Origin of the sequence: Streptomyces sp. NPDC021100 (assembly GCF_044333095.1) — a bacterium.
GTDB lineage: Bacteria > Actinomycetota > Actinomycetes > Streptomycetales > Streptomycetaceae > Streptomyces.
Map to the genome: position 1 here is coordinate 1 of NZ_JBIRQH010000035.1, position 25,660 is coordinate 25,660.

A 25,660-nucleotide genomic window follows, 5' to 3' on the forward strand; every position below is an offset into this window, starting at 1 on the left:
CCCCGGCAACGCCCCGGACCGCCACTCTCCGCTAAAGGGCCGTAACCAGTGCACGCCACCGCGCACCCCGCCGACAAGCACGCACCAGACGGCGCCCGAGGCCACCGCACCGCACACAGCGCACCGCCACGGAGCGCGCTACACCACTGCCGCCTGGCAGCCTCGAACGAACCCTGCTAGAGACCTCGCGGCGCCGACAGCCCGGAGCGCCGGCCCCGTCATACCGAGCCACCGGGGTGACAGCAGCGCCGCTCAGCGACGCTCGACACCTACGCAGATCTCCTCAAACACCCGAAACGGAAATTGGTCCTCTCCCGCTTCCCTGACGACCGGGCTCTCTCTCAGAGTCCGCCACGACAAAACACCAGGTCACAGGCTGGTCGACCACGCTCCGACCACGAGGGGAGGACCTCACAACCCAGGATCCGCTACCCTGTCACTCGTCGGTCGGCACCCCACTGCAAGCACGCGCTCACTCCACCGAGCACAGGCTTCGCATTCCGCCCGACCTGCGGGTTTGACCAACCGGCTCGACTGCCCGGCCACTGGGTTTTCGACAAGGTTTCCTACAAGCCCCCATCTATCTGGTGGGTGGAGAGAATACCTATTTCCTAAAGTTTGCGGCGTTGCCGGCAGAATCCGCCCCGACAGCGCCCTATTAACCCGGTTGTGCAGCGATTGGCGTGCCCGACCGACTACTGAACTGGGGCATGGGGCCCACTCAATCGAGGTCACAGCTGGCCCCGCTCAGGCGACACCTGTTGTGACCTCCAACAACAGTGCGCCGAACGGACAACGGGTACTCGCCGCCAGCCCTCAAGATCAACTACTGGCGGGACTACCTCGGCGAAGCTCATCAGGGCACTGCTGTCCAGGTCCACGGGCGTAGTCCCTTCCGGCCGCGCAGGCAGTCAACACGGTGCTGGGCCTCGGCACGCGCGTGTGCGTGCTCGTCGGCGATCTGCAGTGCGAAGCTGACCATGCGTAGTTCACGGATGCCGGCCAACACCGGGTAGCCGGACCACAAAGTCACATCCACCCCGTAGGCGCGGCGAAAGGCGTCGTACTCGGCCGCTGTGACGGTGGCGGTCGTCAAGTGTTTTACCGCTGTTGAGACCAGGTCCCATTCCGGGGGGCCGTAGCAGACGTTCTCAAGGTCAAGGAGGTAGGCGGTGCCGTCGGCGTCGACGGCGACGTTGCCGTCCCATGCGTCGCCATGCAGGGCGCAGGCCGGGAGGCCGGGTGGGAGCCGGTCGAATTCCTCGGCAAGCTGATCCGCGCGGTTCTTGAGCCAGCTCCGGTCGCCCGGGGAGAGGATGTCGGAGCCGGTGATCTGGTGCCTCGTCTTGGCGAGCGGCGCCAGCGGCGGCAGGTGAAGAGAGGACGGTGGGGTCAGCCGGTGCATCTGCTTGAGGAGCCGGGCGACATCGCCGGCCGTTCCCGGCCGGTGGGGCGGGAGTTCCTCCCAGAAGGTGACCGGTCGACCCTCGACGAGGACAGGCTTGTCCATGACAGCCGGTCGCACGGTGCGGACTCCGCTGTCGGCGAGCCAGCGGGCCACGGCCAGTTCCTTGTCGGCGACGGCTTCACAATCGGGACGGCCGATGCGGGCGACGATACGGCCAGGGAGCCGCCAGATGGCGTTCCCCGCGATACGGATCGGCTCCGCTCCAGCGGAGGGAATGCCTGCTTGGTGGCAGGCAATCTCCAGGAGGCGGCGGGAACAGACGGCTACGGCGCTCATGCGTCGATCGTCTCCTGGATACGCTCGCGCAGTTCCCTGGCCTCCGGTACGGCGCGGTGCCGGTACGCGAAGGTGGCGAGTTCACGAAGCCCCTCCGCCGCACGCCGGGAACGCATCTGTCCGACGTCCTCCAGGGCGAGTTCCGCCATGCCGACGGCCTCACGCGGATCACCGACGGCCATGTGCAGAGCGGCGAGTTTGGTTCGGGACATCGCCCGAGACCGCACGTAGGCGTCGGTGTGCAGCCGCACCGCGGTACTGAAGCGATCCACGGCCGCCGGCTGGTGATGGCCGACGAGGGCGAGATCGTACAGGGCATGTCCGGTATCACCCTGGTGCTGAGCTTCGTCGTAGTAGGTCATCCAGGGCGGATCGTCGGCGGGAACGCGGCGGGAGAATGCCTCGTCCGCTTCCCCAACGGCCCTTAGGGCGGCCTCGACATCACCGAGTTTCGCGAAGGCGCGGGCGCGGGCGGTGTGGAGCATGGCGAGTTCGGTGGCGGTGAGCCGCTCGGGACGCGCGAGGCCCAGTTCCGCGTGGGTGAGCCCGGTGTCCGCGTCACCGAGCCAGACGGCCTGCCGTGCCCGGAAGCTGTAGACCTTCGCACGCAGGTGCCACTCCCCCGCCTCCTCGGCGCAAGCGGCGGCGAAGGCGAACACGCGGCGCGCGTCGTCGTGGGCGTAGGCGTCAAAGTCGGTGGCGCCGACGACCATGCCCAATCTCGCCGCAGCCGCGAAGAGTTGGGGGCGGATTTTTTCGGGGCAGCGGCACTCGAGCAGGGCGGAAGCCCATTTCAGCTGAGCCGTCGCGACTTGGCGGACGATGCCGCCTCCGCCGTAGGCGTTGTCCCAGCCGGAGACGACGTTCGCGGCGTCCAGGATCTGCTCGATGTCCTGAAGGCGGACCACGGAGGGGAGCTGGGCAGGCTCGGTGGGAGCGAGCAGGTGGGAGAACGGAGAAGCCGCTATCGCGGCAACGCCTCCTGCGGTGAAAAGAGAACGGCGGTGCACGTCACTCCAGTTGTCGCCCAGCGTGTCGTCGTCAAGTGACAGCATGACCGCTTGCCGTACACCTACACGATCACGGCCTGCTCCGCCCTCGTTTTTGTACGCATCACGCCGTTGGCTGTCCGCTTCCGCTTCCACATCGGGGCACATCCACTCCAGGATCCCGCCGGTGTCCAGGGCGGCGTCGAGAAGGCGTGCCAGCGGAAGCCGGCACAGCCGCTCGCCCTTTTCGATCTTGCCGATCTGGTTGCCGCTGATGTGGACGAGCGTTCCGAGCTGCGTCTGAGACAGTCTCCGGACCCGGCGCCAGTGGCGTAAGTGGGCACCGAACCGTTCTCTCATCGAACCGGTCGGGTTCAGCTCCTTCGGCGGCTGCGGCATCACGCCTCCCTATTCGTTCGGCCCGCTCATGCGTACCGGGAAGCCGTACGCATCCGCTCCTTTCACGGGCTCGGCGGCGCCCGGCAGTATCCGTGCCAGCCGACAGACCCAGCCCGTACCCGCGTTCAACGGCACGCCCCCCCTTCTCCGCCCTCCGCGGTGAAGCCACGCCCGGAAGTGCCGACGACGGTATCCCATCGTGCCCAAAAACCGCTCACGCTGGAGCCTTCTCATGCCTGATTCCCCCGGCACCGCCGTGTCCGGTCATGTGATGCCCCGACCGGAGCAGGATCACGACCGCTCGGCCGAATCCCCCGCCGGCGCCCGCTACCGGCGCGCCCACGGGGACGCGGCCAGCTGGCCTTCACACGACTACGAGGTCTACTGGGATCTCGCTCGCGCGGTGCCGCTCCCCGACCGCGGCCCCGGGGAGAACGAGTGACCACGTCCCCGGCACTTCTCTCACGATCGGCACGTCACACGGTCCGCTCGGTGTTCCGCGCCAACCTCGCTGAACACGCAGACCCTCAGGACCGCAGTCTCGCCCGGCAAAGCCAGCCCGACAGCGCACGCGTCTTCGTCGGCCACAACGTCAGCCAGCGTTTCGGCGTCCTGGGGCCAGACCGTTGGAAGACCAGCGTCCGCGAGATGTTCCTGCTCTGCTCAACGACCGACGCCCGGAGCACCGGCTCGACGCGCAACGGCAGGGACTGTTGGGCCAGGTTCCGCGCACAGGTCGAGGAGGTCGTCGCGTGAACTCCGTCCTGCCCCCGCTGCCAGTGCGAAACGGCTCCTACGACCGCTGGGTGAACGTCGAACCCGTGCACCGCCTCGACCCCGGAGCCCTACTGGATGTACTGAGCGCGTTGAAGGGCTCCTTCATCAAGGAGGACGTGGACGACGACTTGGAGATGGTCCTCGGCCTGGGCGCCGCACCGCTGGACGTCGAGGACCTGGAGATCGTCGTGCGACGTCTTCTGGGTTGTGTCTGGCCGCTCATCACGCGCGCGCTCGAACTGGCCAGGGGCCACCCGGACAAGGGCCTCGTGCGGAAGGTGGGCCGCGCTCACCACCTTGCCGAACAGGGGTCCGCCCACGGCTTCGTCCCCACGAATCCCTACGCCCGCCGACTTGCCTGTTTGGTGCTCGAACTGCTCGACATGGTGGCCGAAGACGACGGTGCCCCCCTTCCGGACTTCGGCGCCGGCCTCCTCCAGGGCAGGTCGGTATGAAGCCGCCGCCGCGCATTCGTCGGCGCGGACCTGACCGGGACAACGGATGGACCACCGGAAGGCCCGACCACCGCAGCAGCCGGACAGGCCGTTTGGTGGGTACGCGGCCCCCGAAGGCACAAGACGTACCGCGCCACCGTGACGACGCCAGTATGCCTCCGCATCGAAACCGCGTGCCTCGGCTCCGGTCTCCTCCTGGCCGGCTAATGCTCCACCCAGTTGCCGCGTACCTGGCGCTCGTCCTCCGTCGGAGCGTTCGCCAGACCACACCACCGTGACGGGCGAACTTCCCCCGTCCACTGTCCAGGTATCCCTGTCCGGAGCCCTAGTTGATCACAATCACCGACACCGAATGCCCGGCCGGGCATCCAGAGCCCGCTGCCGTTCCCACGCCCCAGCAGCAGGTTCGGGAGAACGTCGCGCGAGCGGCTCACGAACTGCAGCAGATCCTCGGAACCGCCGGCCTCATTGGACCGACGGTCCTGGTAGCCGGCGACCGGCCGCGGATCCGCCTGGACTTCATCGAGGCTGAAACCGCGGACGCCCTCACCCTGCTCGTCCGCAAGAGCCTGAAGCGCGCGTTCAGGACCGCCGACGAGCTGGGAGCCGCTTTCCGGGCTCACCTCCTGGAGATGCCGGAACCGCGCGTGCACCAGGCCAAGATCCGTCTCGGCGAGATCACCCTGCCGACGGCCGACCGGCTTGCGCGGCTGCTCGGCGCGCCGCCGGAGCACCGTGAGCGGGACGTGACCGAGTGGGCCGAGGCCCAGCGGGTCCTCGGCCGGCTCGGTACCGCCTTCACAGCGGCAACCGACGGCGGATTCTTGGATCTCCTCTTCCAACCCGACTGTCTGCGGTGTGACGGCACCGCCGCCGTCGCCCTGGGCGACATCAACGTACGCACCGCCCGAAGGCTCGTGTCCGTCCTCCAGTTCGGAGCGTGCCTGTGACAACGCCACCGCAGCGGCCGGACATCGCCCGCGACCTGATCATCCGGTCCACCAGGGCTCGGGAGTATCGCCGCAGGCTCCATCGCGGACAAGCGAGCGATTCCGAGATCTCCCTGGGCCAGCACGTCGACCACGCCAACGGTCAGGTGCTGCGGCGCCTGGTGAGCGCTCACGGTTGGCCCGGCCGTCGACTCGTCAGCGAAGCCGGTGCCAAGGCGGCCTGGCAGCTCGCCCTGTACGCCGACAGCCTCCAGGACTTCCAGCGACTGGCCTTGCGCCTCCTGGCCACGGCTGTCGAACACGGCGAGGCGACCGTCCAGCAGTGGGCCCATCTGTACGACCGGTGCAGCATCAACGCCGGAGACCCCCAGCTCTACGGCACACAGCGCCGCCTCGGCCCGGCCGAGGTCGAGACGCCGCCGATCCGGGATCGGGAGGACCTCGACGCCCGCCGCGCCAGCGTCGGATTGCCACCGTTCAGACCCACGCAGCCGGCAGTTCGGCTTCGGCCCGGCTGCGGGCCCGAGACCCTTCCGGCCGGCGGTGCTCCGACAGGCCGGGTGCTGGTGGGGGCGACGGTATGACGACCCCGCTCCCGAACGATCCGGCCCCGTTCGACGCGGACGGCCGCCACTCCTCCTGCGAGCACATGCTCGTCGGCCTCTGCCCGGCTTCACCTCACGCTCCGAGGAGAAGGATGAACCGCCAAGCTTCGACACCGCGCGCGTTGCTCCTCGATCTGGACGGCGTTCTCGTCGACACCCGTCCGGTCATGCGGCACGCGTGGCGCGTGGTCCAGGAAACCCACGCCCTCGATCTCCCCTTCGAGGCGTACGAGCGCCACCTCGGCCGTCCCTTCACCGACATCATGGGGCAGCTCGGGCTCGTTGACGCCACGTCGATCCACGAGACCTACTCGACGGCGTCGACGACCGCGTCGCGCCTCGTCAGGGACTTCGCCGGCATTCCCGAGGTTCTACACGCCTTCGCCTCCGCCGAGTGGCGGCTGGGCATCGTCACGTCCAAGCCGTTGGCCCGCGCCGCTCCTCTGCTGCCCCGCCTCGGCGTCCCGTTCGCCACCGTGCGCACCCCGAACGGTGCGGGGCGGGGCAAGCCGGCACCGGATCCCATCCTGCTCGCTCTCATCGACCTCGGCGTTGACCCGGCCGACGCGCTGTACGTCGGCGACACGGCAGTCGACCAGGAGACGGCCCGTCGCGCCGGTGTCTCGTACGTCCACGCCGGCTGGGGCTATGGAACGCCCACCGCCCCCGGCCCCTTCGTCATCGAGTCGCCGACGGGTCTGCTGCCGTTCCTCGACGCGGGCCGCTCCCGTGCCAGGTTTCTGGACGGGGGCGCGGCATGAAGACCGCTTCGCGCAGCGCGCTGGGCCTCGTCCGGAGGGAGTTCCGCGAGCGGCCCCAATGGGCGCTGGTCGGAGAGGGTGCGCTCCGGCGTATGCGGTCCGACCAGATCTCCACGAGGGACTTGGAGGCCCTGTCACTCGACCGCGCCGAGGTGGACGAGCACGTCAACCGGGTCATGGAAGCGCTTGATCAGTACGGTGCAGGGCTCGCGGCGACGTCCGGCGGTGCCGGGTGGCTGTACGTGCAGCACGTGCCGGTGCGGCGCCTGGTGACCCAGCTCGTCCGGAAGTTGGTGGCGCTCAGCGGCTGGGAGCCCTTCGCGGCGGCCCCCGGCTCCCTGGTCCCGGCACCGTACGAAGGTCTGGTCGGGATACGCCCGGACAGTTCGCGGGAGTCGCGGGCGTACACCGTCACCTGGTCCGGCGTCGCCTACGCGCTCGGGGCCCCGGCTCCCCACAATCCTCTCCGTTCCGCGCGGCTCCGCAAGTTGCCCCCGCTTCGCCTCGCTCCGGACCTGCCCAGTCCTCCCGTGTCCGCGCTGCCGGAGGGTGAGGTGGTGGCGCTGTCGTGGTCGTCTCGCCACGCGGAGACATTGCTGCCGGTTCTTGAGGAGCTGGCCCGCAGCGGTCGGCCAAGCCTGCTGCTCGACCTTGCCACGGACCCCTCGGAGCGGTGTTCTGCTCCAGGAGCGGAGGGCATCACCGTCTGTCCGCCCCCGGTCGGCCTCTTCGACCTCGCCGGTGCCGTATCCGAACTCCGCCCTTTGGAACGCGGCGTCGTCCGCGTGAAGGAACACACCGTTCACCTTCCGCGGCTGGTCCGGCTCGCATCCGTGCTCCTGGAGATGCTCGGCGGGTGCACCCAGCCATCGTGGCGGACGGTGGTCCAAGCGGAGTCGTGGCTCGACAGCGTGCTCGGCACCGCCCGGCCGAACACCGTTCTGGTCAGCAACGACACCAGTCCGCTGGGGGCTTTGGCCGTGCACGTGGCGGAGCGCCACGGCATCAACACGGTGCACGTCCAACACGGAGCCTGGACGGCGGAGTCGGTCGCGTGGCCCGCACTGCACAGCCGCGACATCGCCGTCATGGGCCAGCGGGACGTCCCGCTGGCGAAGGCGTGGGCACGCCGCCCTGACGCCGAAGTCCACGTGCTGGGCCAGCCCCGCTTCGACGCGCTCGCCGGACTCCGCCGCGAGCCCCAGCGGCGCTACTTGGAGCGCCTGCTGGCCCCCGGGCGACGGCGAGCCCCTGCCCGTATCGCGGTCTGGGCCTGCCAGCCCTTCGGGCCCGACCGGCTCAAGGCCCAAGCCGACGTCCTCCTAGGCGGTCTACGGAAGGTCGGCGGCTGGGGGCTCGTCATCGCACCGCACCCGGCGCAGAGCATCGATGTCTTCGGCTCCCTACTCGAACGAGACGGCCGGCAACTCGTGGCGGTTGCCGATCCGCGGATCGGTGCTCGGGGCTGTCTGGCCGCTGCCGACGTCCTTGCGAGCGCCTACTCGACGTGCGGCATCGAGGCCGTGCTCGTGGGCGTTCCGGTGCTCGAACTCGGCTTGCCTGGCGAGCGCACGCTCGGCCTCTCCGACCACGGGCTCGCGCAGCGGTGCGGTACGGCCGACCGCGTCGCCGAGGCGCTCGTCGCACTGCGCGGTCCGCGCCCACCGGTCGACCGGACAGCGGTGGACGCGGTCTGCCGTTGGCGTGGTGACAGCGCCGCCGGAGTCGCCCGCCTCATCACCCGCCGCGCCGACGACTGCGCCACGCACTCCCACCCGACCCATCACGATGCCAGCGGCAGCGGTTCTGGGCTGTCGCAGGACAAAGGAGCCTCTGCCCGATGAAACACCTGACCGCCGACAGCGTCGCCGAGCTCTTCGTCGGCGCGGTCGCCCTGGCCAAGAACGGCAAGAAGGCCAGCCCCCGCGGCATGGCGACCCGCGAAGTCCTCAACGTCCAGATGCGGCTGACCCAGCCGCGGGCCCGCCTGCTGTACGCGCCGCCGACGCGCGTCATCAACCCCGCGTTCGCGGTGGCGGAGACCGTCTGGCACCTATCCGGCTCGGACGCCCCGTGGATCTTCGACTACAACTCGCGCCTGCGGCAGTACGCGGATAACGGCGTCCTGCGCGGCGCGTACGGGCCGAGGATGCGGAAGTGGGCCGGCACCGTCGATCAGCTGAGCCGCGTCGTCGAAACCCTGAGGGAGGACCCCGACTCCCGCCGGGCGCTGATCCAGCTCTACGACCCGGCTCAGGACGCCGCGGGGCACAAGGACGTGCCCTGCACCCTGGGGTTCCGCTTCAACCTGCGCGCCGGCCGTCTGCACATGTCGACCACGATGCGCGGTCAGGACGTGTGGATCGGCATGCCGTACGACCTGTTCTTCTACACCGTCCTGCACGAGCTGGTCGCGGGCTGGCTCGGCGCCGAGCTGGGCGAGTACCACCACCACGTGGGCTCGCTGCACATCTACGAAGACCACATCAGCCGAACCGAGGAGCTGTCGGTCACGGCGGGCACGGCCATGCCGGAACTCACCACACCATGGCAGGGCTTCGACGACCTCCTCGCCCGTGTCGAGGCGCGGGACGAGACCGGCCACCAGGGCTGGGACGCGATGGCCGAGACGATGTGTAGCTACCGCCTGTGGAAGGGCGGCCGGCGCGAGCAGGCGCGGCGGGTCGCCTCGCAGATCGACGGGCCGCTGGGCGAGGCGCTGACCGGCTGGTACGACGAACTCAACCGCCGCGCCCGGCCCTCGGACACGCGCGAGACGGCAGGGGCGCGGTGATGAGGACCATGGACCACGTCCCCTCGGTCATCCTCGGCGTGTGCTCCTACACCCACGACTCCTCCGCCGCCCTGCTGGTCGACGGAGAGCTGATCGGCTTCGTCGAGGAGGAACGGCTCTCCCGGCGGAAGCACACCAAGGCGTACCCGTACCACGCCGTCGAGTGGCTGCTGGAGGAGGCCGGACTCACCGCCGCCGACGTCGACGCCGTCGCCTACAACTTCCGGCCCGCCCGCTACCTCGTCGAGTCCCCGGCCGCCCTGCGTCTGGCGCTGTCAGCGACGACGCGCGGCCGGGCGCTGCCGAGGGCACGAGGCTTCCTCAAGGTGGCGACGCGCACCCAGCTGCGGACTCGCGCCCTCGCCCGGCGGTTCCCCTCTGCCCGCGTCTCCGCCGTCCTGCATCACCGCGCCCACCAGCTGGCGGCCTTCGCCGCGTCCGGCTGGAACGAGTCAGCGATCCTCATCATCGATAGCCTCGGCGAGCGGCAGACCACGACCATCGCCCGCGGCCACGACGCACTCCATCCGTCCGCCCGCACCCTGGAGGCGATCAACGACCCCGCCTCCCTGGGTTACGCGTACGGCGCGGTCACCGAGCATCTCGGTTGGCGCCGGGGTGACGAGGAGGGCACCGTCATGGCCCTCGCGGCGCTCGGCGACCCGGCGCCGTTCCGACGGCTCTTCGCCCGCGCGGTGCGCACCACACCCACGGGGTTCGCGGTCGACCCCGCGTACTTCCCGCCCCGCGTGCTGATCTCGGGCTACCCCAGGACGTCTCACCGTTTCATCTCCGAGACGTGCCCGGAGCGCCACCCCAGCGAGCCGCTCCTCGACGTCCACCGGGATCTGGCCGCAGCGCTACAGGAGCGTACCGAGCAGGTGATGCTGCACCTGGCCCGTCGGGCGCGGGTGATCACTGGATCGCGTCGGCTGTGCGTCGGTGGTGGAGTCGCCACGAACTGCGTGGGCATCGGCCGGATCGTCGAGGACGGCATCTTCGATGAGGTCTTCGTCCCGCCCGCCCCCGGAGACGCCGGGACCGCGATCGGGGCCGCCATCGCCGTGCACACCGGCGACCGCGGCAGGCGGCCCGTGTCCGGCGTCGCCCGGGCCTGCTACCTCGGACCCTGCTACCGGCCCAAGGCCCTCGACCTCACGCCGTGGCCCACGCTCCAGGAGAAGACGCTGGGTATCGAGGCCGACGAGTTCCTCGCCGAACAGCTCGCCCAGGGCCTGATCGTCGGGCTCTTCCAGGGCCGGGCCGAGGCCGGTCCCCGCGCCCTCGGGAACCGCTCGATCCTCGCCTCCCCCTTGGAGCCCGGGGTGGTCGAGCGGCTGAACGCCACCGTGAAGTTCCGGGAGTCGTTCCGTCCGTTCGCCCCCATGGTCCCGGCCGAATGCGCCGCCGAGTTCTTCACCCTCGGCCAGGAGGCTCCCTACATGTCGATGGCGTCCGGCGTGACCGACACGACTCGCGAGCGCATACCGGCGATCGTGCACGCCAACGGCACCTCACGACTGCAGACCGTCACTCGGTCGGACAACCCCTTCGTCCATGACGTGTTGCGCGCCTTCGCCCGCCGCACCGGGGTGCCGGTGCTCATCAACACCTCGCTGAACGTCAAAGGCAAGCCGATCTGCGGGACGCCGGAGATGGCCCTGGAATGCCTGGCCGACTCCGGGCTGGACGCCCTGCTGCTGGAAGGCCGGTGGATCACCAAGTGAAGATCGGATACAGCTTCTGGGGATTCCTCGGCAACGGGATCACCGACACCCCCGACGGAGGCCGCAGCCATCGCCGCCCCCTGATCGACGCTCTCCTCGGCCGCGGCCACGAAGTCGTCTTCCTCCAGACCAATCGCGACCTGGTCGAAGCCGGTGACAACCTGGGCAACGCCTACGCCTTCCACGCCGGCACCCCGGCCATCGACGTGTTGTTCCTGGAGTGGCGCTGGGCGATCGAAGGACGCAGCACCACCCCCTGCGGCACCGAAGGGCACACCTGCGACCTGCACCGCCAGAACGAACTACTCGCCCGGTACACCGTGCAGCTGCGGACACCGACCGTGATCTGGGACAAGGACCGCCGGCTCCCGTCCGACAGCACGTGGCGACGTCTGCGTCAGACCACCATCTGCGAGGCCGCTCTCCACCCCACAGCGGGGGCCCAACGCCTGCTCTTCCCGGTCGACGACCGCCTCCTCGCCGAGGCGGATCCACTCACGCTCGCTCTGGGCCCGCGAGACCTGGTCCTCGGGTACGTCGGCAACCAGTACGACCGCGACGAGCACTTCGACCGGTTCTTCGCGCCGGCCGCCGCCCAGTTCGATCACGTGGTCGGGGGGAAGTGGCCCAGGACCAACCGCTGGCCGCACGTCCGGTTCCTCGGGCGGCTCCCCTTCGAGGCCGTAGACGGTGTGTACGGCCGGTCGCTGGCGACCGTGCTCATGCTGCCGGAGCGGTACGCCGCCGTCGGGCAGATGACGCAGCGGATCTTCGAGGCGGTACTCGCCGGCTGCCTCCCGCTCGTCCCTGCCGACATCCGGAGCGCCGACCGTTTCGTGCCCGAGGAGCTGATCATCGGCTCCGGTGGCGAGGTGGTCGAGCGGCTCCTTCATCTCCAGGAAATCGTCGGCACGCGGCAGCACGCGGACTTGATCGCGAGTTGTCTGGATCGCCTGGACCTGTTCCGGCTGAGCAGGCAGGTCGACACGCTGGAAGCCGTCCTGGAAACGGCCACCGGATCCGACACGGTCGACCGGAGGGCGACGTGATCGAGCCGACCGTCCAGGGGACGACGCCTGGACCATCCCAACGTGTCCCTTCGACCGGTCCGACCGGACGGTCGAGCGCCTCTACGCTGGAGCACCATGAAGAAGGTCGCCATCGTCGGCTGCGGAGGCAGCGGCAAGTCGTACGTGGCTCGCGAGCTCGGCAGGCTTCTCGACGCCCCGGTGACGCACTTGGACGCCGCGTTCTACGACGACGAGTGGAACGAGCTGCCCATGGAGAAGTTCGCCGCCCGGCAGCGGGAGCTGGTCGAACAGCCGAAGTGGGTGATCGACGGAAACTACAACTCGACGCTGCGGATCCGGCTCGAAGCGTGCGACACGGTGGTCCTGATGGACGTCTCGACCGTGGCGGCACTGTACGGGATCTTCTCCCGACAGATCCGGCATGGGGCTGGGCACAAGGGCAACGGAGTGCACAACCGCATTCACCGGGGCGTGATCAAGTACGTGGCGACATACCGCCGCAAGATGCGCCCGCGCGTCATGGCCAAGATCGAGGAGTTCGCGGCGGGCCGTGCCGACGTCGTACTGCTGCCCAACCGGCGGCAGACGCGTCGCTGGCTGGAGAAGGTCGCCGCCGAGCACCGCTGAGCGTCCGCCGGCCGCGAGGGGTTGGTGCGGAGTGAGCGCCACCAACCCCTTCCTGGACCCGGCGCGGCAGCCAGAGCTGTACGGCCACGCCTCCCGGCTGGTCGGCCGCTCCAACGCCCTGATGCGGGCGAAGACCTCCGGGCGTCCCGTACCGGACACGATCGCCGAGCTGGTGCGCGACCACCACGAGCGGCCGGGCCGTCTCGGGCTGGCCTTGGACCTGGGCTGCGGTCGCGGCACGAGCACCCTGACCCTCGCCCGGGAACTCCGGCCCAGCCTCGTCGTCGGCCTCGACGCCGCGCCGGCCCTGCTTGAGCTGGCCCGCCGACGCTCCCGTCGGGTGCCCGGACTGCCGGTGAGTTTTCTCCAGGGCGACTTCCATCAACTCCCCGTACCCGCTGGGTCGTGCGACGTCATCGTCGCCGCGTTCTGCCTGTACCACTCGCCGCGCCCTCAGGCGGTCATCGCGGACATCGACCGGGTTTTGGCACCCGATGGCCTGGCCGTGCTCGTCACCAAGGGCCTCGACAGTTACCGGGAGATGGATCAGCTGGTCGCTGCCGGCGGCCTCGACGCGCGTGCCGAGCAGCACGAGAGCCTGTACGCCTCGGCGCACAGCGGCAACCTCGCCCGCCTGGCCGCCACGTCGCTCGACGTACTCGCCGCGGAAGACGAGGAGCACGCCTTCACCTTCGACGGTCACGACCACCTGGCCGACTACCTGGCCACGAGCCCCAAGTACCACCTCTCCCCCGGCCTGTACGGCAATCCAAGTGCGATCGCGGCGGCCTTGCACACGTTCCTGCCCGATCGGCCGTTCACCACGAGCTCTCTCGTCACCTTCGTCGTGGCCCGGCCCCGAGGGGGCCGGCCGTGACCACCCGCCGATTCGTCAAGCACTACGAGACCGCTGGCCGGGCGACATCGGCCGTTCGCCACCACGTCTGGCTCGCCGAGCACGCGCGGCCGATGCGGCTGCCGGCGCTGGTCGCGATCCGGCCGACGAGCCTGGCCTACGAGTGGATCGACGGCCGTTCGGCGCAGCCCGAGGATTTGCTGATCTTGGCCAAGCTCTTGGGCGACGCCCACGGAGCCGCCTGGTCCACCGACCTCCGGTCGGCCGCTCTGCACGCGCCGTACCGCTTGCGGGACGGCACCTCGTTCGACGGTTACCTCGCTCCCCGCCAGGACGCCCTTCGCAGAAGGCTGCGGCAGGGCTACCTGCCGGATCGAGACGCCCTCCACGCAATGCTGACGCTGCTGGAAAAGACCGCGGAGGGACCGGCCGCCTTCTACAAGGACAGCAACCTCCGGAACTTCATCGTCACCGAGGCCGACGACGTCTGCACAGTCGACACCGACGACCTCACGCTGGCGCCGATGGGATACGACCTGGCGAAGCTCATCGCGACGCTGATCCTGACGTACGGGCCGCTGGCCTCGCCGGCCTTGGACTCCGCCCTGTGCGCCTACAACGAGGCCGCCGAACGCCACGATCCCCGGCTCGGCACCACGGACCGCCGGCGGCTCGACGACTTCCTCGCCCTGCACGCCGTCCTCACCGCTCCCTACACCGGCCGCAACGGCTACCGCTTCAGCGAGCCGCCCCGGCCTCGTCCCCGAGGAATCACATGATCACCACCGAACTCGTCTTCGTCCGTCACGGCGAGGCTCAGTGCAACGTCGACGGCCTGGTCGGCGGCCCGAGCACCTGCACCGGACTGACTGACCGTGGATACGCCCAGGTCAAACGCACCACGGTCCGCCTCGCCGCCGAACACCACGTCAAGCCGTTCGACGCGTTGTACGCCGGCCCGCGCATCCGTCTGCGCCAGACCGGCGAGATCATCAGCCAGGCTCTCCGAATCTCTCTGATCATCGACGACCGCCTCGACGGCCCGGCCCACGGTGCGGCCGACGGCAGGCCCTGGGCCGAGGTCAAAACCGCCGCCGACGGCGGACCGCACGCCCATCCGGACACACCCTGGGCCGCCGGGTCCGACACGTGGAACGGCTACCTGGAACGGGCCGCCCGCTCCCTTAAGGAACTCGCCGAACAGCACGAGGGTGAGCGCATCCTGTTCGCCGCGCACGGCGAGACAGTGATCGCCGCGCACACCCTGCTCCTGGGAATTCCACTCGGTTCCCCGGCCGGCTTCACGGTCTCTCACGGGTCCATCACCCGATGGCAGCACCACCTGAACCGGCTCGGCCAGCGGCGGTGGATGCTCGACCGACACAACGACACCGAGCACCTCATCGCCTTGGACCGGGAGGCCGCCTCGTGATCACATCGTTCGACGATCCGCGTGTCGAGCTGGCCCAGAGCCTACTCGGGGAGGTGCGGGTCCTTCCCGACCCGTCGCTTCCGCACCGCCTCCTGCGCCTGTCCGACACCGACGGCCACGAGTTCGTCGCCAAGCAGCACAGCGCACGCGACCGGTACTTCCACGAACTGCACGCCTACGAGGCATGGGGAGCCCATCTGAAGGGCCACGCCCCCGACCTGGTCGGACGCCGGGACTCCACGTACACCCTGCTGCTGACCGCCGTGCCCGGCGTCCGAGTCGACACCGTGTCCCCCGGCTCGCCCGAGGAGGAACGGTCCCACTACGAGGCCGGCCGTGTCCTCGGAAAGCTGCACCACGCCACCTCGGTCCGCCGCAGCGGCGCCGTCGGGACCGAGCTGTCCCAACGGCTCCGGGACTGGATCGCCCGTGCCGACCAGGCCGCTCTCCTCTCCGAGGCCGAGCGCGACCACCTGAGTCACAGTGCGGCCGTCCTGGCGAACACGCGCATGGACAGCGCGGTTTGCCACCTCGACTACCAACCGCGGAACTGGATCCTCGGCGCCTCCTTCTGGGTGTGCGACTTCGAGCACATGCGCAGGGACGCCCGCGTCCGCGACTTCACCCGGCTCGAATTTCGCCGGTGGCAAGCGGCGCCGCACCTCCGGACGGCGTTCTTCGCCGGCTACGGAGCCCGGCTGAACGAGAGCGAGCAGCGCCTGCTGGAGTCCTTCGGCGCGGTCGAGGCCGTCACCGCCCTGGTTCGCGGACACGAGAAGGGCGACCTCGCCCTCAGCGCCCACGGCCGCACTGTTCTGTCCCGACTCGCCTGAGCTTCCGCCCTCCCGTTCCTGGAGACCTTCGTGACACAGCACGCGCCCCAAACGCTCACCGCTGCCCCACGCCGCGCGGTGGTCACCGGCGCCGCCGGCTTCATCGGCTCTCACCTCGCGCACGCCCTCGTCCAGGCCGGCACCGTCGTCGTCGGAGTCGACCGACGCGCCCCTGCCACCGACCGGGCGGCCGCGGCCAATCTCGCCGCTCTTCAGCCGCTCCCCACGTACCTGCACGTCACCGCCGACCTGCTCGACTGCGCGATCGAGCCCCTCCTGGTCGACGCGGACGTCGTCTTCCACCTCGCCGGCGTCCCCGGTGTACGTCCCTCGTGGGGACCGGAGTTCAGCGAGTACGTCGCCTGCAACGTCCTCGCGACCCACCGCGTCATGGACGCGGCCCGCCATATGGGCGTCCCCCGGCTCGTGGTCGCCTCGTCCTCCAGCGTCTACGGCCCCACCGACGGCGGCGCGAGCGTCGAGACCGACCGGCTGCAGCCGGCATCTCCGTACGCGGTCACGAAGCTCGCCGAGGAGCAGCTCTGCCTCGCGCACGCCCGGCACACCCGCTGCCCCGCCAGCGTCGTGGCCCTCCGGTACTTCACCGTCTACGGCCCCCGCCAGCGCCCGGACATGTTCACCCACCGCGCCCTCGAAGCCGCCCTGACCGGCCGGCCTCTCCGCCTGTACGGCGACGGTCACCAGCGCCGCGACTTCACGTACGTCGACGACGCGGTCGCCGCCACCATCGCGGCGGCGGGGGCTCCGGCGACCGACGAGGTGATCAACGTCGGGGGCGGTTCGAACGCCTCCCTGCTCGAAGTGATCAACATCGCGAAGAGCCTCACCGGGCGCGAGATCCGGGTTCGCCAGGAGAACCCGCGCAGCGGCGACGTCCTCACCACCCGCGCCAACCCGCGACGTGCTCACGAGGTTCTGGGGTGGCAGCCCCAGGTCGGCCTCCACAACGGCATGCGGGCTCAGATGCAGGCACTGACCGCCGAGTCCACCGCGTACGGCCACGCAGCATGACCAGCCGGACGATGTAGAGGAGTTGCAGTGGAGAGTCCCGAGAAAGCGCGGCTGGATACCTTCTTCCGGCAGATCACGACGCGGTTCCCCGCCCGTGACCACGTCACCACGCTGGTCATCACGCACCTGCTCCCCGAGCGGCCGGCGTTCCTGCGCGCGATGGCCTCGACGGCCACGGTCGGGGCCATCCTGCCCAAACCCAGGTCCGTCGACATGCCGACGCTGGAGGCTGTCCGGCGCGCCTTCGTCGTCCATGACCTCAGCCGGGAACTCTTCGCCGACTCGACCAGGGCGTTGGAGTTCCTGGAAGCGACGGCTGAGGACCGGAACGTCGTCCTCGTGGACATCGGAGGCTACTTCGCACCCTGCCTCGACACCCTGGTGGAGAAGTTCTCCGGCCGCGTCCTCGGCGTCGTCGAGGACACCGAGAACGGGTATCAGAGGTACGCGGCACTCGAACGGTTGCCCTGTCCGATCGTCTCGGTGGCCCGATCCCCGCTGAAGGACTGCGAGGACCATCTCGTGGGCCGGTCCATCGTCTTCTCGGCCGACGCCTTAGTACGGGCCCGGGGTGACATCCTGACCAGCCGGAACGCCTGCGTCATCGGCTTCGGAAAAATCGGCCGGGCCATCGCTCGGACCTTGCGCGCCCAGGACCTGCGCGTCACCGTGCACGACACCGATCCGGTCAGGAGCGTGCAGGCGCACTCCGAGGGCTTCCGGACGGCCACCTCGACGACCGAGGCGCTCCGAGACGCGGACCTCGTCCTGTGCGCCACCGGGAACCTGGCGCTCCGCCAAGGGGACTTCGCCGCTCTGCGCAACGGGGCGTACCTCGCCTCGGTGACGTCCTCGGAGGACGAGCTCGAACTCGGCAGCCTGAGCGGCCTCTACCAGCGCACTCCAGTCGGCCGGCACCTGACGCGCTACGAGACTACCGGCCACTACTTCTACGTCCTCGCCGATGGCGGCGCCGTCAACTTCGTGCACGGAGCCGCCGTCGGCACCTACATCCATCTCGTCCAAGCCGAGATCCTCGCCGCCACCTCGGCCCTCAGCCAGGGCCGCTTGCAACCCGGGCTCCACGACATGCCCACCACCGACCGCCAGGCCATTGCCCGGATCTGGCTCGACCACTTCGACAGGTGATCCCATGCCGCCGAGTACCACCGCGCCCCGTCGCCACATCGCCGTCATTCCCTGCCGCTGGGGATCCTCCCGGTTCCCGGGTAAGCCCTTGGCGCGACTCGGGGACAAGCCGCTGCTGTGGCACGTCCACCGGCGCTGCCTGGAGGCCCGGCGCCTCGACCGTGTGGTGGTCGCCACCGACGACGCACGCATCGAGAAGGCGTGCCGCGAGCTGCGCGTCGAGTGCGTACTCACCGGGGAACACCGCACCGGCACGGACCGCGTCGCGGAGTGCGCGGAACACCTGCCCGCGGACGCGTATATCAACGTCCAGGGGGACGAGCCTTTCGTCTCCCCCGCCGCGATCGACGCCGTGTCCGAAGCCATGGAGCACCTGGCTCCCGGAACGTCGGCGGTGAACGCGTACACCGAGCTGCACGACGTGGGCACCGTCCTGGACCACAACGTCGTCAAGGTCGTCGTCGACACGGAGCACCGTGCCCTGATGTTCTCCCGGCAGCCGATCCCCTACCCGCGCGGGGACCGGCCGAAGTACCTGCGGCAGCTCGGGCTCTATGGCTTCACCCGAGCAGCCCTCGGCCTGTTCCGGCGACTCCCCCAGGGGCCGCTGGAGCGAGCCGAAGGCGTGGAGATGCTCCGGCTCGTCGAACACGGTCACGCTGTTCGCATGCTCGGTGTCGCGGATGAGGGGATAGCGGTCGACACCCCCGAGGACCTCGCGAGGGCCAGGACACTGCTGCGCTAGGACGTGCTGTATCGCGTCAGGAAGGCGCGTTCGTCCTCGGAGAGGCGGCGGGGTCGGCCGGTGTTGAGGTCGTAAGCGACGATCGCGGTTGTCGCCTCGACGTACAGGCGATCGTCGTCTCGGATTTCGTAGGCTAGTTCGAATGTTGCCGCTGCGCCCTTGGTGACCCAGACGTGCACGTCGACGGGCTCGTCCCGGTAGTTCAGGGGGGCTCGGTAGTCCACTACCGAGCGGGCTACGACGAACGCGTTCCGGCGGCGGCCGTCCTCATCGGTGGCCAGCACTTGTCGGAACATCCTCGTGCGGGCTTCCTCCAGGTACCGGAGGAAGACGGCGTTGTTGATGTGTCCGTTGGCGTCGGCGTCAGCCCATCTCAGCGGGCAGGCGTAGGTGTACCTGTTCATGGGGGTTCGTTTCCGCAAGGAGATCAGACAGCGGCGGGAGGTCGGTCACGCCGACTTCGTGGGTGGCCTGACGCCGGACGGCAGCAGGCCACCCCCCGGTTCAGACCTGCGCGCCCGCGCTTTGGCAGCCAGGCAGGGCGTCCTGGTGAGCCAGCTCCTGTTGTATTTCGAGGAGGAGGCGCTGTTCTTCGTCGAGTTCGCCGAGGAGCTGCTCGACTCGGGACGCGGCGGCTTCGCGGGGAGCCGGCAGGGCGATCCGGGTCAGCATCTTCATCTCGGCTCGGGCCTCGGCCGACATCATCCGCGGTACCCGGGCGATCACCGTGGCGGGAGAGACCTGCGTGACGCCCCATTCTCCGGGCGCTTCCTCGACGGCCCACACCACGTTGCGGCGGGACGGCGAGAGGGTCAGCCGACAGTCGGCCGCGACGAGACGACTGAGGGCGGGCAGCGGAATGCCTCCGCGGCCGGCTTGCTCCGCGGCCTCCTCCGCGCTGTCCACCACGAGGCGGGCGGTGTGGACGTCGGCGGCGCGGCGGCGTTCGGCCTCGGCGATCCGCTCCTGGGCCCGGTCCCGCTCGCGCGGGGTGTTGTGGGTCTCGTGGACCCAGGCGTTGCGCACTCCGCCCAGCGCATCACGCTTGCTGTCCGATTCGGCCTTCGCTTCGACCCAGGTCATGACGACGAATTTGCAGTCAGGCATGACCGCGGGATAGGCCACGTGGCTGACGATCTCGATCGTCCTCCAGCCCAGCGTGGGCACGGTGGCCAGGAAGACATGCCCGTCACGGTGCTCGACCAGGTCGTCGTCCGACTCCCAGATCCGCTCGACCTCGGGGTTCTTTCTGACGTCCTCGATCAGTTCCCGGAGATCCGCGTCATCGCCGTGCGTAGAGAGCGCGAACCGGAGCATCCGCACGAAGACCGTGGCGTGCTTGTGCCAGTCGTGATAGGTGGCGCGTCCCTCGGCGGTCGTGAGAGCCCAGCGGATCAGGTTGGCCCGCGGCTCCATCACCCACGGCCACAGCTCGGCCATGGCCTGGTTGTACGCGAGGATGTTCCAGTTGCGGTCCGACAGGTAGGTGGGGCTGGGCATCTGACCGTCCATCAGCAGTCTCAGCGCGGACGGCACCTCCTGGCGACCTTCCGCCGGCGCCCGAAGATACGTTCCGACGTTGTGAAGGAGCAGGGCGTGGCGCTCTTCTCGGTCGAGCCCCAACGCCTCGGCTAGGGAGTCGCACTGGGCCTGGGTGAAGCGCGGTGTGGCGCCCCGCTCGATGTTGCGGTAGGTCCTGACGCCGATGCCCAGGGCGCGCGCGGCGGTCGGCTGGATGATGCCGGCGGCCTTGCGCCAGCGTTTCAGCATGGCGCCGAAGCCCATGTACTGACCGGCGACTCCGTCGGGACGTACCGCAAGGACCTCCCTCCCCACAGCGTCGTCACTTCTGTCGGATCGCATCTGCGCGACCATCAGCCCTCGCTCTCGTATTGCCGCCGTGGTGAGGCAGACCCGATTTCGGGCATGAAAAAAAGGGGCAGCATAATCGCCGGCCCCCGCCCTGTCGTGTCTGCCTAGACAATACGCAATATTCAAATGATCTTGGCCACCGGCACCACGCGCCACGCAGCCGTCAGGAAAGGCGCGGTTCGGGATTGAACAATCCACTGGCGCCGATCGCCCGGAAACGGACATCTCCCCCCTCCCAGGCGAGCCCGGGCTAGAAATCGGCAAATCCTTGCCGCTTTTCGCCCAGGCCCCCACGACCGGACTAGACCACACACCAAGAATCCCCTCACAGGCATGCGGAACACTCCATTCCCCTTGCCGTACAGGCCACTTGGGCACCAGCAGCAGGTCGACAAGTCGATACTGCACGGCCGCCCCGTGCGGACAAAAGGGTTAAACAGATGCGATTGACGGCCTTGAAGCGCTTGGCTTAAATCCTTCTGACCAGCCGGTTCGGCGTGACGTTGCAACACCAGACAGGGGTCCACGGGTGAAGATCATCTCCGAGGTGCTTGGGAAGGGCTCACCGATGCCCGTGCTCGGACCTCCCGCCCCTCTCCCCGGACGGGCAGGGCGCCGCCCCCGCAGGCCGAGTTGTGGAGGATCTCTTAGCTAAGTCTGGATCTTGAGGCGGCCCCCGCATATGTTCGTCGTCCGCCCGCCGGGCTCCTCGCCCGGTGACAAGGACGATTGGAGCGATATGCGGGGCACGCGGTCCAGCCGGACGGGATAGCCCCCGAAAACAGCGACGGCGTCCGAGAGCTGCAACTCCGGACGCCGAACGCTATGGCACTCCTGCCCCTGCAAAGGGTCGGAGAATTACCCACCTTCACCGCACCGGCCCTTTCCACGGGGCGTACCGGAGCGGCTCACTTCGATGGAGAGTGTCGCATGCCGACTGCTCTGCGCAAAAGGCCGGAGAACACGGCCCGCGCGGCAGCCTGCTTCCCTTCCCCCTGCGTCGAGCGGGGGCTGGCATCTCGCCGGCTCCCCGGACGGCCTGGCGGGGGTGTCGTCTGATGCCCCGGATTCGTACGATCAAGCCGGAGGCTTTCGAGTCCGAGGACCTGGCCTCGGTCAGTGTCACCGCGGAGCGGACCTTCTTCGGTCTGCTGACGCAGGCGGACGATGCGGGACGGTTCCGGGACAACGCGGCGGTCATCGCCGGCCGGCTCTGGGCGCTGCGCCCGGAGCACACGGCCACGCATGTCGCCCGGGATCTGGAAGAGCTGGCCGCCGCCGGCCTGATCTGCCGATACACCGGCTGTGACGGGCGGGCCTGGCTGCACATCGTGACCTGGGATCAGCACCAGAAGATCAGCAAGTCCACCGCCTCCCGGGTGCCGGGCTGCCCCCGTCACCAGAGCAGCCACCGGTGCGGCCGGTGCCAGACGGCGGACTGCCGCAGTTCCAGCAAGCCCACCGCCGCACCCGCGACCGTTCCGGGAGACCTCCGGGAGTCCTCCCGAACCGCTCCGGGAGACCTCCACCAGCCGCTCCGGCCGGCATCGACGCCGGGCGCGCCCTCGGAGGAGGCGCCCCGCGAGGTTCCCGCCCCGGAAACGGGGCACGCCGACGCCGTAGTCGACGGCGCGAAGGAAACCGCAGGTCAAACGGCATTCCAGGAGGACTCCCGGAACACTCCCGGAGACTTCCCGGAGGGCTCCGGGTCTGGATCTAGGATCATGGATCCTGGATCTTTCCTTACGGGGCGCGAGGCGCCCGCGCCCGCCGCCTCCCCCGCATCGGTCTCCGCCAAGGACCTGGTGGCCGAGTACGTCCGGGGCTGCAGCCGACGACCGCCGGAGGACTTCCTGGGCTTGCTGGGCCGCAAGATCAACGTCTTGCTGGACGAGCGGTTCGCGCCGGAGGACATCCGTGTGGCCATGGACCGCCTGCGGGCCAAGGGCCTGCACGCCAGCCTCCTGCCGAGCCTGGTGAACGAGGTCGTGAACGCCGCGCCGGACGCCGGCTCTCCGCCGTCGTCCGCCTCCGGCGCGGGGCCGTGGGCCAGCAACCGCTCGGCCTACACCCCCTACCTCAACCCGACCCAGCCCGAGCCGACCACGTTCGGAGGCCGCCTGTGACGCGCGCCCGACTCGCCGACCCGCAGCTCGCCGTCTTCGACCGCCTGCGTGCCCGGCTGGAGGCGACGCTCGCCGAGCGCGGCATCGAACCCGCCGCTGGTCCGGTGCCGGACTCCCCCGAGCCGATCCCCGCCCTGGAGGCGGCGCAGGCCCGCATCCCCCTCGCCTACCGGGAGGCGATGCCCACCCACCCGGAGGTGATCCGGTGGGTGCGTGCCATCGCCGAGAGCGCCGTCGCCCCGCACGCCGGCGACCTGCACCCGCACTTCGGCAGCACGGGCCGCCGGCAGGTCGCCCACGGCCGGTCGCTGCTGCTGTGGGGCACCACCGGCGTGGGCAAGACCCACGAGGGGTTCGGTGCGATCCGGGCCCTGACCGCCGCGGGGTGCGGCGTGCGGTGGCACGCGACCACGGCCGCCGACCTGTATGCCGAGATGCGGCCCCGCGCCGGGGTGGACCCCGAGTACCTGCTGCGCCGGATCGTCCGCGTGCCGCTGCTGCTCCTGGACGACCTCGGAGCCGCCAAGGGCTCGGAGTGGACCGAGGAAATCAACTTCCGGCTGCTGAACTGGCGGGCGCAGAACCACCTGCCGACGATCATCACCAGCAACCTGCCCCCGGTCCGCCTCCAGGCGATGGACCCGCGCCAGCCGGTGCTGCGCGACAAGGTCGGCGACCGCGTCCTGAGCCGCCTGTCCGGCATGTGCGTGCCGATCGAGTTCACCGGCCCGGACCGCCGCTTCCAGCCCACCTGACCCCGCCTGCCCCCTCCCGGCGCGGACGGCACCGCCCTCCCGCCCGGCCCCCTGCCCCGCCTCACCCGCCCGGTCGCGCGCGATCACCACCCGCCCGCCGGCCGTGAGGCGTACCCCGGAGACCACCTTGCGCTACATCACCACCGACGACGCCCCGCCCACGCCGCTGCGCGGCATCGCCGACCACAGCTGGCACGTGCGCGGCCTGTGCCACGGCATGACGCCCGAGGACGCGGACGAGATCTTCTTCCCCAAGCCGCGGGATCACCAGGCCATCGCCGAGGCCAAGTCCCTCTGCGGCCGGTGCCCGGTCAAGCGCGAGTGCTTCACCCACGCCCTGGACAACGCGATCAAGGACGGGATCTGGGGCGGCCTGACCGAGGCCGAGCGCCGGCCCTGGCACGCGAAGGTCAACGCGCGGCTGGACTACGCCCGGGTTCGCGCCGCCTTCGCCGGCCGCGACGTCCACCTCAGCGACGCCGAACGCGCCGCCGTCACCCGCCACGCCTACGTCCGCGGCTGGACGCCCGAACGCCTGGCCCACACCCTCCAGCTCGACCTCGACTACGCCCGCGACCTGATGCGCGAAGCCGCCCACGCCGTCGCCGACCGCGACCGCTACTGGGACCTCTACGACAGCCAGGACGAACCGACCACCGCCCCCGACCAGAGCCGCGACGACGAGGACGAGGACGAGCCCGCCTCCTCACCCGTCACCCGCCAGGTGCACACCCATGCCCTGATCGCCGCGCTCGGAAAGGCTTCCCAATCCGGAAGTCAAGCGGCATGAGTGACGGGAGGTGTGACGTGGTAGCACCGTCGGTCACGGATAAGGGCCCAAATGACGTTGACGCGTCGGCGTGCGAGGGCGAGGACGGCCTGAACGTGCCGTTTCCCCTCGGCGCGTTTGCGGTCGTAGAACGTGCGGGAGTTCGGGTCGCGCTGGATGCTGATGAGCGCGGAGGTGTAGAAGACCCGTTGAAGGCGCCGGTGGTAGCGCTGAGGGCGGTGCAGGTTGCCGCTGACCTTGCCGGAGTCCCGTGGGGCGGGGGCGAGGCCGGCGAACGCCGCGAGCCGGTCTGGGGTCGGGAAGGCGTCAAGACTGCTGCCGACCGCGGCGAGGAACTCGGCACCGAGGACGGTGCCGATGCCGGGCACGGATTCGATCACTTCGGCGAGTTTGTGTTCGCGAAACCGGCCCTCGATGAGCTTGTCGGTCTCGGCGATCTTCTCGTTGAGGGCCATCACCTCCTTCGCCAGGGTGTGAACCATCTTCGCGATGGCCTTCTCGCCCGTGACCGCGGTGTGCTGGCGTTCGGCGGCTTCGACCGCTGCGGCGGCGAGGGCTTGGGCGCCTCGGACCTTGCGGTTACGCAGCCAGGTGGTCAGCCGGCTGGTGCCCGCGCGGCGGATGGCGGCCGGTGTCTGGTAGCCGGTCAGCAGGATCAGCGGTCCGGTGTTGTCGATGCTGAGAGCGCGTTCGAGGGCGGGGAACATGCTGGTCAGCAGGGCCTTGAGCCGGTTGGTCGTCCGCGTGCGGTCGGTGACCAGGTCGACGCGGCGCTCGGTCAGCAGCCGCAGTTCGACGGTCTCCTCGTCACCAGGCTTGATCGGTTGCAAATCTCGTCGCATCCGGGCCTGATCGGCGATCACTCTGGCGTCGCGGGCGTCGGTCTTGCCCTGGCCGCGGTAGCTGTCGGTCGCCCGGTTGACCGCAAGGCCGGGGATGTAGACGAGCTCCTGGCCGTGGTTGACCAGAAGGGCGATCAGCAGGCCAGGTTCACCTCCGGCCATGTCCAGGGCCCACGTCACCGGAGCACCGTCGGCGAGGTCCAGGGCGTCCCCGAGCAACTGAAGGAGTTCCGGCTCGTCGTTGGCCACCCGTCGCGACAACAGGGTGTTGCCCTCGGAGTCCAGGACCAGTGTGTGGTGGTGGGTCTTGCCGCAGTCGGTCCCCACCCATATCCGGCTCATTGTGCTCCATCGGGTCGTGCTTGCAGT

At 69.7% G+C, this 25,660-nt stretch carries 26 protein-coding genes; 21 read left to right on the top strand and 5 right to left on the bottom strand.

Features of this window, described 5'->3' with window-relative positions; all coding sequences use genetic code 11:
* Positions 1-856: 856 nt before the first annotated feature.
* Entirely contained in the window at positions 857-1,744 is an 888-nt protein-coding gene (locus tag ACH4PU_RS35120; RefSeq protein ID WP_398281753.1) for a phosphotransferase enzyme family protein, read from the bottom strand.
* Positions 1,741-3,132: a helix-turn-helix transcriptional regulator gene (locus ACH4PU_RS35125; RefSeq protein ID WP_398281756.1), complete on the bottom strand. Its 1,392-nt coding sequence runs from the start codon at positions 3,130-3,132 to the stop codon at positions 1,741-1,743. The genes ACH4PU_RS35120 and ACH4PU_RS35125 overlap by 4 nt, the downstream gene beginning before the upstream one ends.
* Before the next feature lie 232 nt (positions 3,133-3,364).
* Between ACH4PU_RS35125 and ACH4PU_RS35130 the strand changes: the two genes are divergently transcribed.
* The 18 genes from ACH4PU_RS35130 (at position 3,365) to ACH4PU_RS35215 (ending at position 18,906) form a co-directional block, all read left to right on the top strand.
* Complete coding sequence (locus ACH4PU_RS35130; RefSeq protein WP_398281759.1) at positions 3,365-3,574, top strand: hypothetical protein; 210 nt, start codon at positions 3,365-3,367, stop codon at positions 3,572-3,574.
* A gap of 50 nt (positions 3,575-3,624) precedes the next feature.
* The gene (locus ACH4PU_RS35135; RefSeq protein ID WP_398281762.1) at positions 3,625-3,888 is read left to right on the top strand and encodes a hypothetical protein; all 264 of its coding nucleotides are present in this window, start codon (positions 3,625-3,627) and stop codon (positions 3,886-3,888) included.
* Entirely contained in the window at positions 3,885-4,364 is a 480-nt protein-coding gene (locus tag ACH4PU_RS35140; protein WP_398281765.1) for a DUF6415 family natural product biosynthesis protein, read from the top strand. Before ACH4PU_RS35135 ends, ACH4PU_RS35140 begins: the two co-directional genes overlap by 4 nt.
* A 329-nt stretch (positions 4,365-4,693) precedes the next feature.
* On the top strand, positions 4,694-5,314 hold the full coding sequence (locus ACH4PU_RS35145) for a hypothetical protein (protein ID WP_398281768.1): 621 nt from the start codon (positions 4,694-4,696) through the stop codon (positions 5,312-5,314).
* Complete coding sequence (locus ACH4PU_RS35150) at positions 5,305-5,898, top strand: DUF6624 domain-containing protein (protein WP_398281770.1); 594 nt, start codon at positions 5,305-5,307, stop codon at positions 5,896-5,898. The genes ACH4PU_RS35145 and ACH4PU_RS35150 overlap by 10 nt, the downstream gene beginning before the upstream one ends.
* Positions 5,899-6,011: 113 nt before the next feature.
* Positions 6,012-6,680, top strand: coding sequence for an HAD family hydrolase (locus ACH4PU_RS35155; protein WP_398281773.1), 669 nt, complete (start codon positions 6,012-6,014; stop codon positions 6,678-6,680).
* Positions 6,677-8,524, top strand: coding sequence for a hypothetical protein (locus ACH4PU_RS35160; RefSeq protein WP_398281776.1), 1,848 nt, complete (start codon positions 6,677-6,679; stop codon positions 8,522-8,524). Before ACH4PU_RS35155 ends, ACH4PU_RS35160 begins: the two co-directional genes overlap by 4 nt.
* Positions 8,521-9,474, top strand: a complete 954-nt coding sequence (locus ACH4PU_RS35165) for a thymidylate synthase (RefSeq protein ID WP_398281779.1) — start codon at positions 8,521-8,523, stop codon at positions 9,472-9,474. The genes ACH4PU_RS35160 and ACH4PU_RS35165 overlap by 4 nt, the downstream gene beginning before the upstream one ends.
* 8 nt (positions 9,475-9,482) lie before the next feature.
* Positions 9,483-11,201 (top strand): carbamoyltransferase, encoded by a 1,719-nt coding sequence (locus tag ACH4PU_RS35170; protein WP_398281886.1) that lies wholly within the window; start codon positions 9,483-9,485, stop codon positions 11,199-11,201.
* Positions 11,186-12,250 (top strand): hypothetical protein, encoded by a 1,065-nt coding sequence (locus tag ACH4PU_RS35175; protein ID WP_398281782.1) that lies wholly within the window; start codon positions 11,186-11,188, stop codon positions 12,248-12,250. The genes ACH4PU_RS35170 and ACH4PU_RS35175 overlap by 16 nt, the downstream gene beginning before the upstream one ends.
* A gap of 96 nt (positions 12,251-12,346) precedes the next feature.
* Complete coding sequence (locus tag ACH4PU_RS35180) at positions 12,347-12,859, top strand: topology modulation protein (RefSeq protein WP_398281785.1); 513 nt, start codon at positions 12,347-12,349, stop codon at positions 12,857-12,859.
* A gap of 31 nt (positions 12,860-12,890) precedes the next feature.
* Positions 12,891-13,736, top strand: coding sequence for a class I SAM-dependent methyltransferase (locus ACH4PU_RS35185; RefSeq protein ID WP_398281788.1), 846 nt, complete (start codon positions 12,891-12,893; stop codon positions 13,734-13,736).
* Positions 13,733-14,494: a phosphotransferase gene (locus tag ACH4PU_RS35190; RefSeq protein WP_398281791.1), complete on the top strand. Its 762-nt coding sequence runs from the start codon at positions 13,733-13,735 to the stop codon at positions 14,492-14,494. Before ACH4PU_RS35185 ends, ACH4PU_RS35190 begins: the two co-directional genes overlap by 4 nt.
* Positions 14,491-15,147: a histidine phosphatase family protein gene (locus tag ACH4PU_RS35195; RefSeq protein WP_398281794.1), complete on the top strand. Its 657-nt coding sequence runs from the start codon at positions 14,491-14,493 to the stop codon at positions 15,145-15,147. The genes ACH4PU_RS35190 and ACH4PU_RS35195 overlap by 4 nt, the downstream gene beginning before the upstream one ends.
* On the top strand, positions 15,144-15,980 hold the full coding sequence (locus ACH4PU_RS35200; RefSeq protein WP_398281797.1) for an aminoglycoside phosphotransferase: 837 nt from the start codon (positions 15,144-15,146) through the stop codon (positions 15,978-15,980). The genes ACH4PU_RS35195 and ACH4PU_RS35200 overlap by 4 nt, the downstream gene beginning before the upstream one ends.
* 30 nt (positions 15,981-16,010) lie before the next feature.
* Positions 16,011-17,012, top strand: coding sequence for an NAD-dependent epimerase/dehydratase family protein (locus ACH4PU_RS35205; RefSeq protein WP_398281800.1), 1,002 nt, complete (start codon positions 16,011-16,013; stop codon positions 17,010-17,012).
* A 27-nt stretch (positions 17,013-17,039) separates the two neighbouring features.
* Positions 17,040-18,161 (top strand): adenosylhomocysteinase, encoded by a 1,122-nt coding sequence (locus ACH4PU_RS35210; protein WP_398281803.1) that lies wholly within the window; start codon positions 17,040-17,042, stop codon positions 18,159-18,161.
* A gap of 4 nt (positions 18,162-18,165) precedes the next feature.
* The gene (locus ACH4PU_RS35215; protein ID WP_398281806.1) at positions 18,166-18,906 is read left to right on the top strand and encodes a 3-deoxy-manno-octulosonate cytidylyltransferase; all 741 of its coding nucleotides are present in this window, start codon (positions 18,166-18,168) and stop codon (positions 18,904-18,906) included.
* On the opposite strand, the gene ACH4PU_RS35220 is transcribed toward ACH4PU_RS35215, so the two are convergent.
* Positions 18,903-19,310: an acyl-CoA thioesterase gene (locus ACH4PU_RS35220; protein WP_398281809.1), complete on the bottom strand. Its 408-nt coding sequence runs from the start codon at positions 19,308-19,310 to the stop codon at positions 18,903-18,905. The two genes, ACH4PU_RS35215 and ACH4PU_RS35220, sit on opposite strands and share 4 nt — an antisense overlap.
* A gap of 100 nt (positions 19,311-19,410) precedes the next feature.
* Complete coding sequence (locus ACH4PU_RS35225) at positions 19,411-20,781, bottom strand: helix-turn-helix transcriptional regulator (RefSeq protein WP_398281812.1); 1,371 nt, start codon at positions 20,779-20,781, stop codon at positions 19,411-19,413.
* A 1,055-nt stretch (positions 20,782-21,836) separates the two neighbouring features.
* Between ACH4PU_RS35225 and ACH4PU_RS35230 the strand changes: the two genes are divergently transcribed.
* The 3 genes from ACH4PU_RS35230 (at position 21,837) to ACH4PU_RS35240 (ending at position 24,449) form a co-directional block, all read left to right on the top strand.
* A complete protein-coding gene (locus ACH4PU_RS35230; RefSeq protein WP_398281814.1) occupies positions 21,837-22,904 on the top strand; it encodes a hypothetical protein in 1,068 nt (355 codons plus the stop codon).
* Positions 22,901-23,659 carry an ATP-binding protein gene (locus tag ACH4PU_RS35235; protein ID WP_398281817.1) on the top strand — a complete coding sequence of 253 codons (759 nt, stop codon included), beginning with the start codon at positions 22,901-22,903 and terminating at the stop codon, positions 23,657-23,659. Before ACH4PU_RS35230 ends, ACH4PU_RS35235 begins: the two co-directional genes overlap by 4 nt.
* Positions 23,660-23,786: 127 nt before the next feature.
* Positions 23,787-24,449 (top strand): WhiB family transcriptional regulator, encoded by a 663-nt coding sequence (locus tag ACH4PU_RS35240; protein ID WP_398281889.1) that lies wholly within the window; start codon positions 23,787-23,789, stop codon positions 24,447-24,449.
* Here ACH4PU_RS35240 and ACH4PU_RS35245 read toward each other — a convergent pair.
* Positions 24,437-25,633 (bottom strand): IS110 family transposase, encoded by a 1,197-nt coding sequence (locus tag ACH4PU_RS35245; protein WP_398281820.1) that lies wholly within the window; start codon positions 25,631-25,633, stop codon positions 24,437-24,439. The genes ACH4PU_RS35240 and ACH4PU_RS35245 overlap by 13 nt on opposite strands.
* Positions 25,634-25,660 lie beyond the last annotated feature (27 nt).

What these genes read in the sequence shown, in the direction of transcription:
- ACH4PU_RS35130 (WP_398281759.1), top strand. Translation starts at nt 3,365, where the DNA reads ATGCCTGATTCCCCCGGCACCGCCGTGTCCGGTCATGTGATGCCCCGA.
- ACH4PU_RS35245 (WP_398281820.1), bottom strand. Translation starts at nt 25,633, where the DNA reads ATGAGCCGGATATGGGTGGGGACCGACTGCGGCAAGACCCACCACCAC.
- ACH4PU_RS35170 (WP_398281886.1), top strand. Translation starts at nt 9,483, where the DNA reads ATGGACCACGTCCCCTCGGTCATCCTCGGCGTGTGCTCCTACACCCAC.
- ACH4PU_RS35195 (WP_398281794.1), top strand. Translation starts at nt 14,491, where the DNA reads ATGATCACCACCGAACTCGTCTTCGTCCGTCACGGCGAGGCTCAGTGC.
- ACH4PU_RS35165 (WP_398281779.1), top strand. Translation starts at nt 8,521, where the DNA reads ATGAAACACCTGACCGCCGACAGCGTCGCCGAGCTCTTCGTCGGCGCG.
- ACH4PU_RS35180 (WP_398281785.1), top strand. Translation starts at nt 12,347, where the DNA reads ATGAAGAAGGTCGCCATCGTCGGCTGCGGAGGCAGCGGCAAGTCGTAC.
- ACH4PU_RS35125 (WP_398281756.1), bottom strand. Translation starts at nt 3,132, where the DNA reads ATGCCGCAGCCGCCGAAGGAGCTGAACCCGACCGGTTCGATGAGAGAA.
- ACH4PU_RS35155 (WP_398281773.1), top strand. Translation starts at nt 6,012, where the DNA reads ATGAACCGCCAAGCTTCGACACCGCGCGCGTTGCTCCTCGATCTGGAC.
- ACH4PU_RS35215 (WP_398281806.1), top strand. Translation starts at nt 18,166, where the DNA reads ATGCCGCCGAGTACCACCGCGCCCCGTCGCCACATCGCCGTCATTCCC.
- ACH4PU_RS35220 (WP_398281809.1), bottom strand. Translation starts at nt 19,310, where the DNA reads ATGAACAGGTACACCTACGCCTGCCCGCTGAGATGGGCTGACGCCGAC.
- ACH4PU_RS35225 (WP_398281812.1), bottom strand. Translation starts at nt 20,781, where the DNA reads ATGGTCGCGCAGATGCGATCCGACAGAAGTGACGACGCTGTGGGGAGG.
- ACH4PU_RS35230 (WP_398281814.1), top strand. Translation starts at nt 21,837, where the DNA reads ATGCCCCGGATTCGTACGATCAAGCCGGAGGCTTTCGAGTCCGAGGAC.
- ACH4PU_RS35160 (WP_398281776.1), top strand. Translation starts at nt 6,677, where the DNA reads ATGAAGACCGCTTCGCGCAGCGCGCTGGGCCTCGTCCGGAGGGAGTTC.
- ACH4PU_RS35120 (WP_398281753.1), bottom strand. Translation starts at nt 1,744, where the DNA reads ATGAGCGCCGTAGCCGTCTGTTCCCGCCGCCTCCTGGAGATTGCCTGC.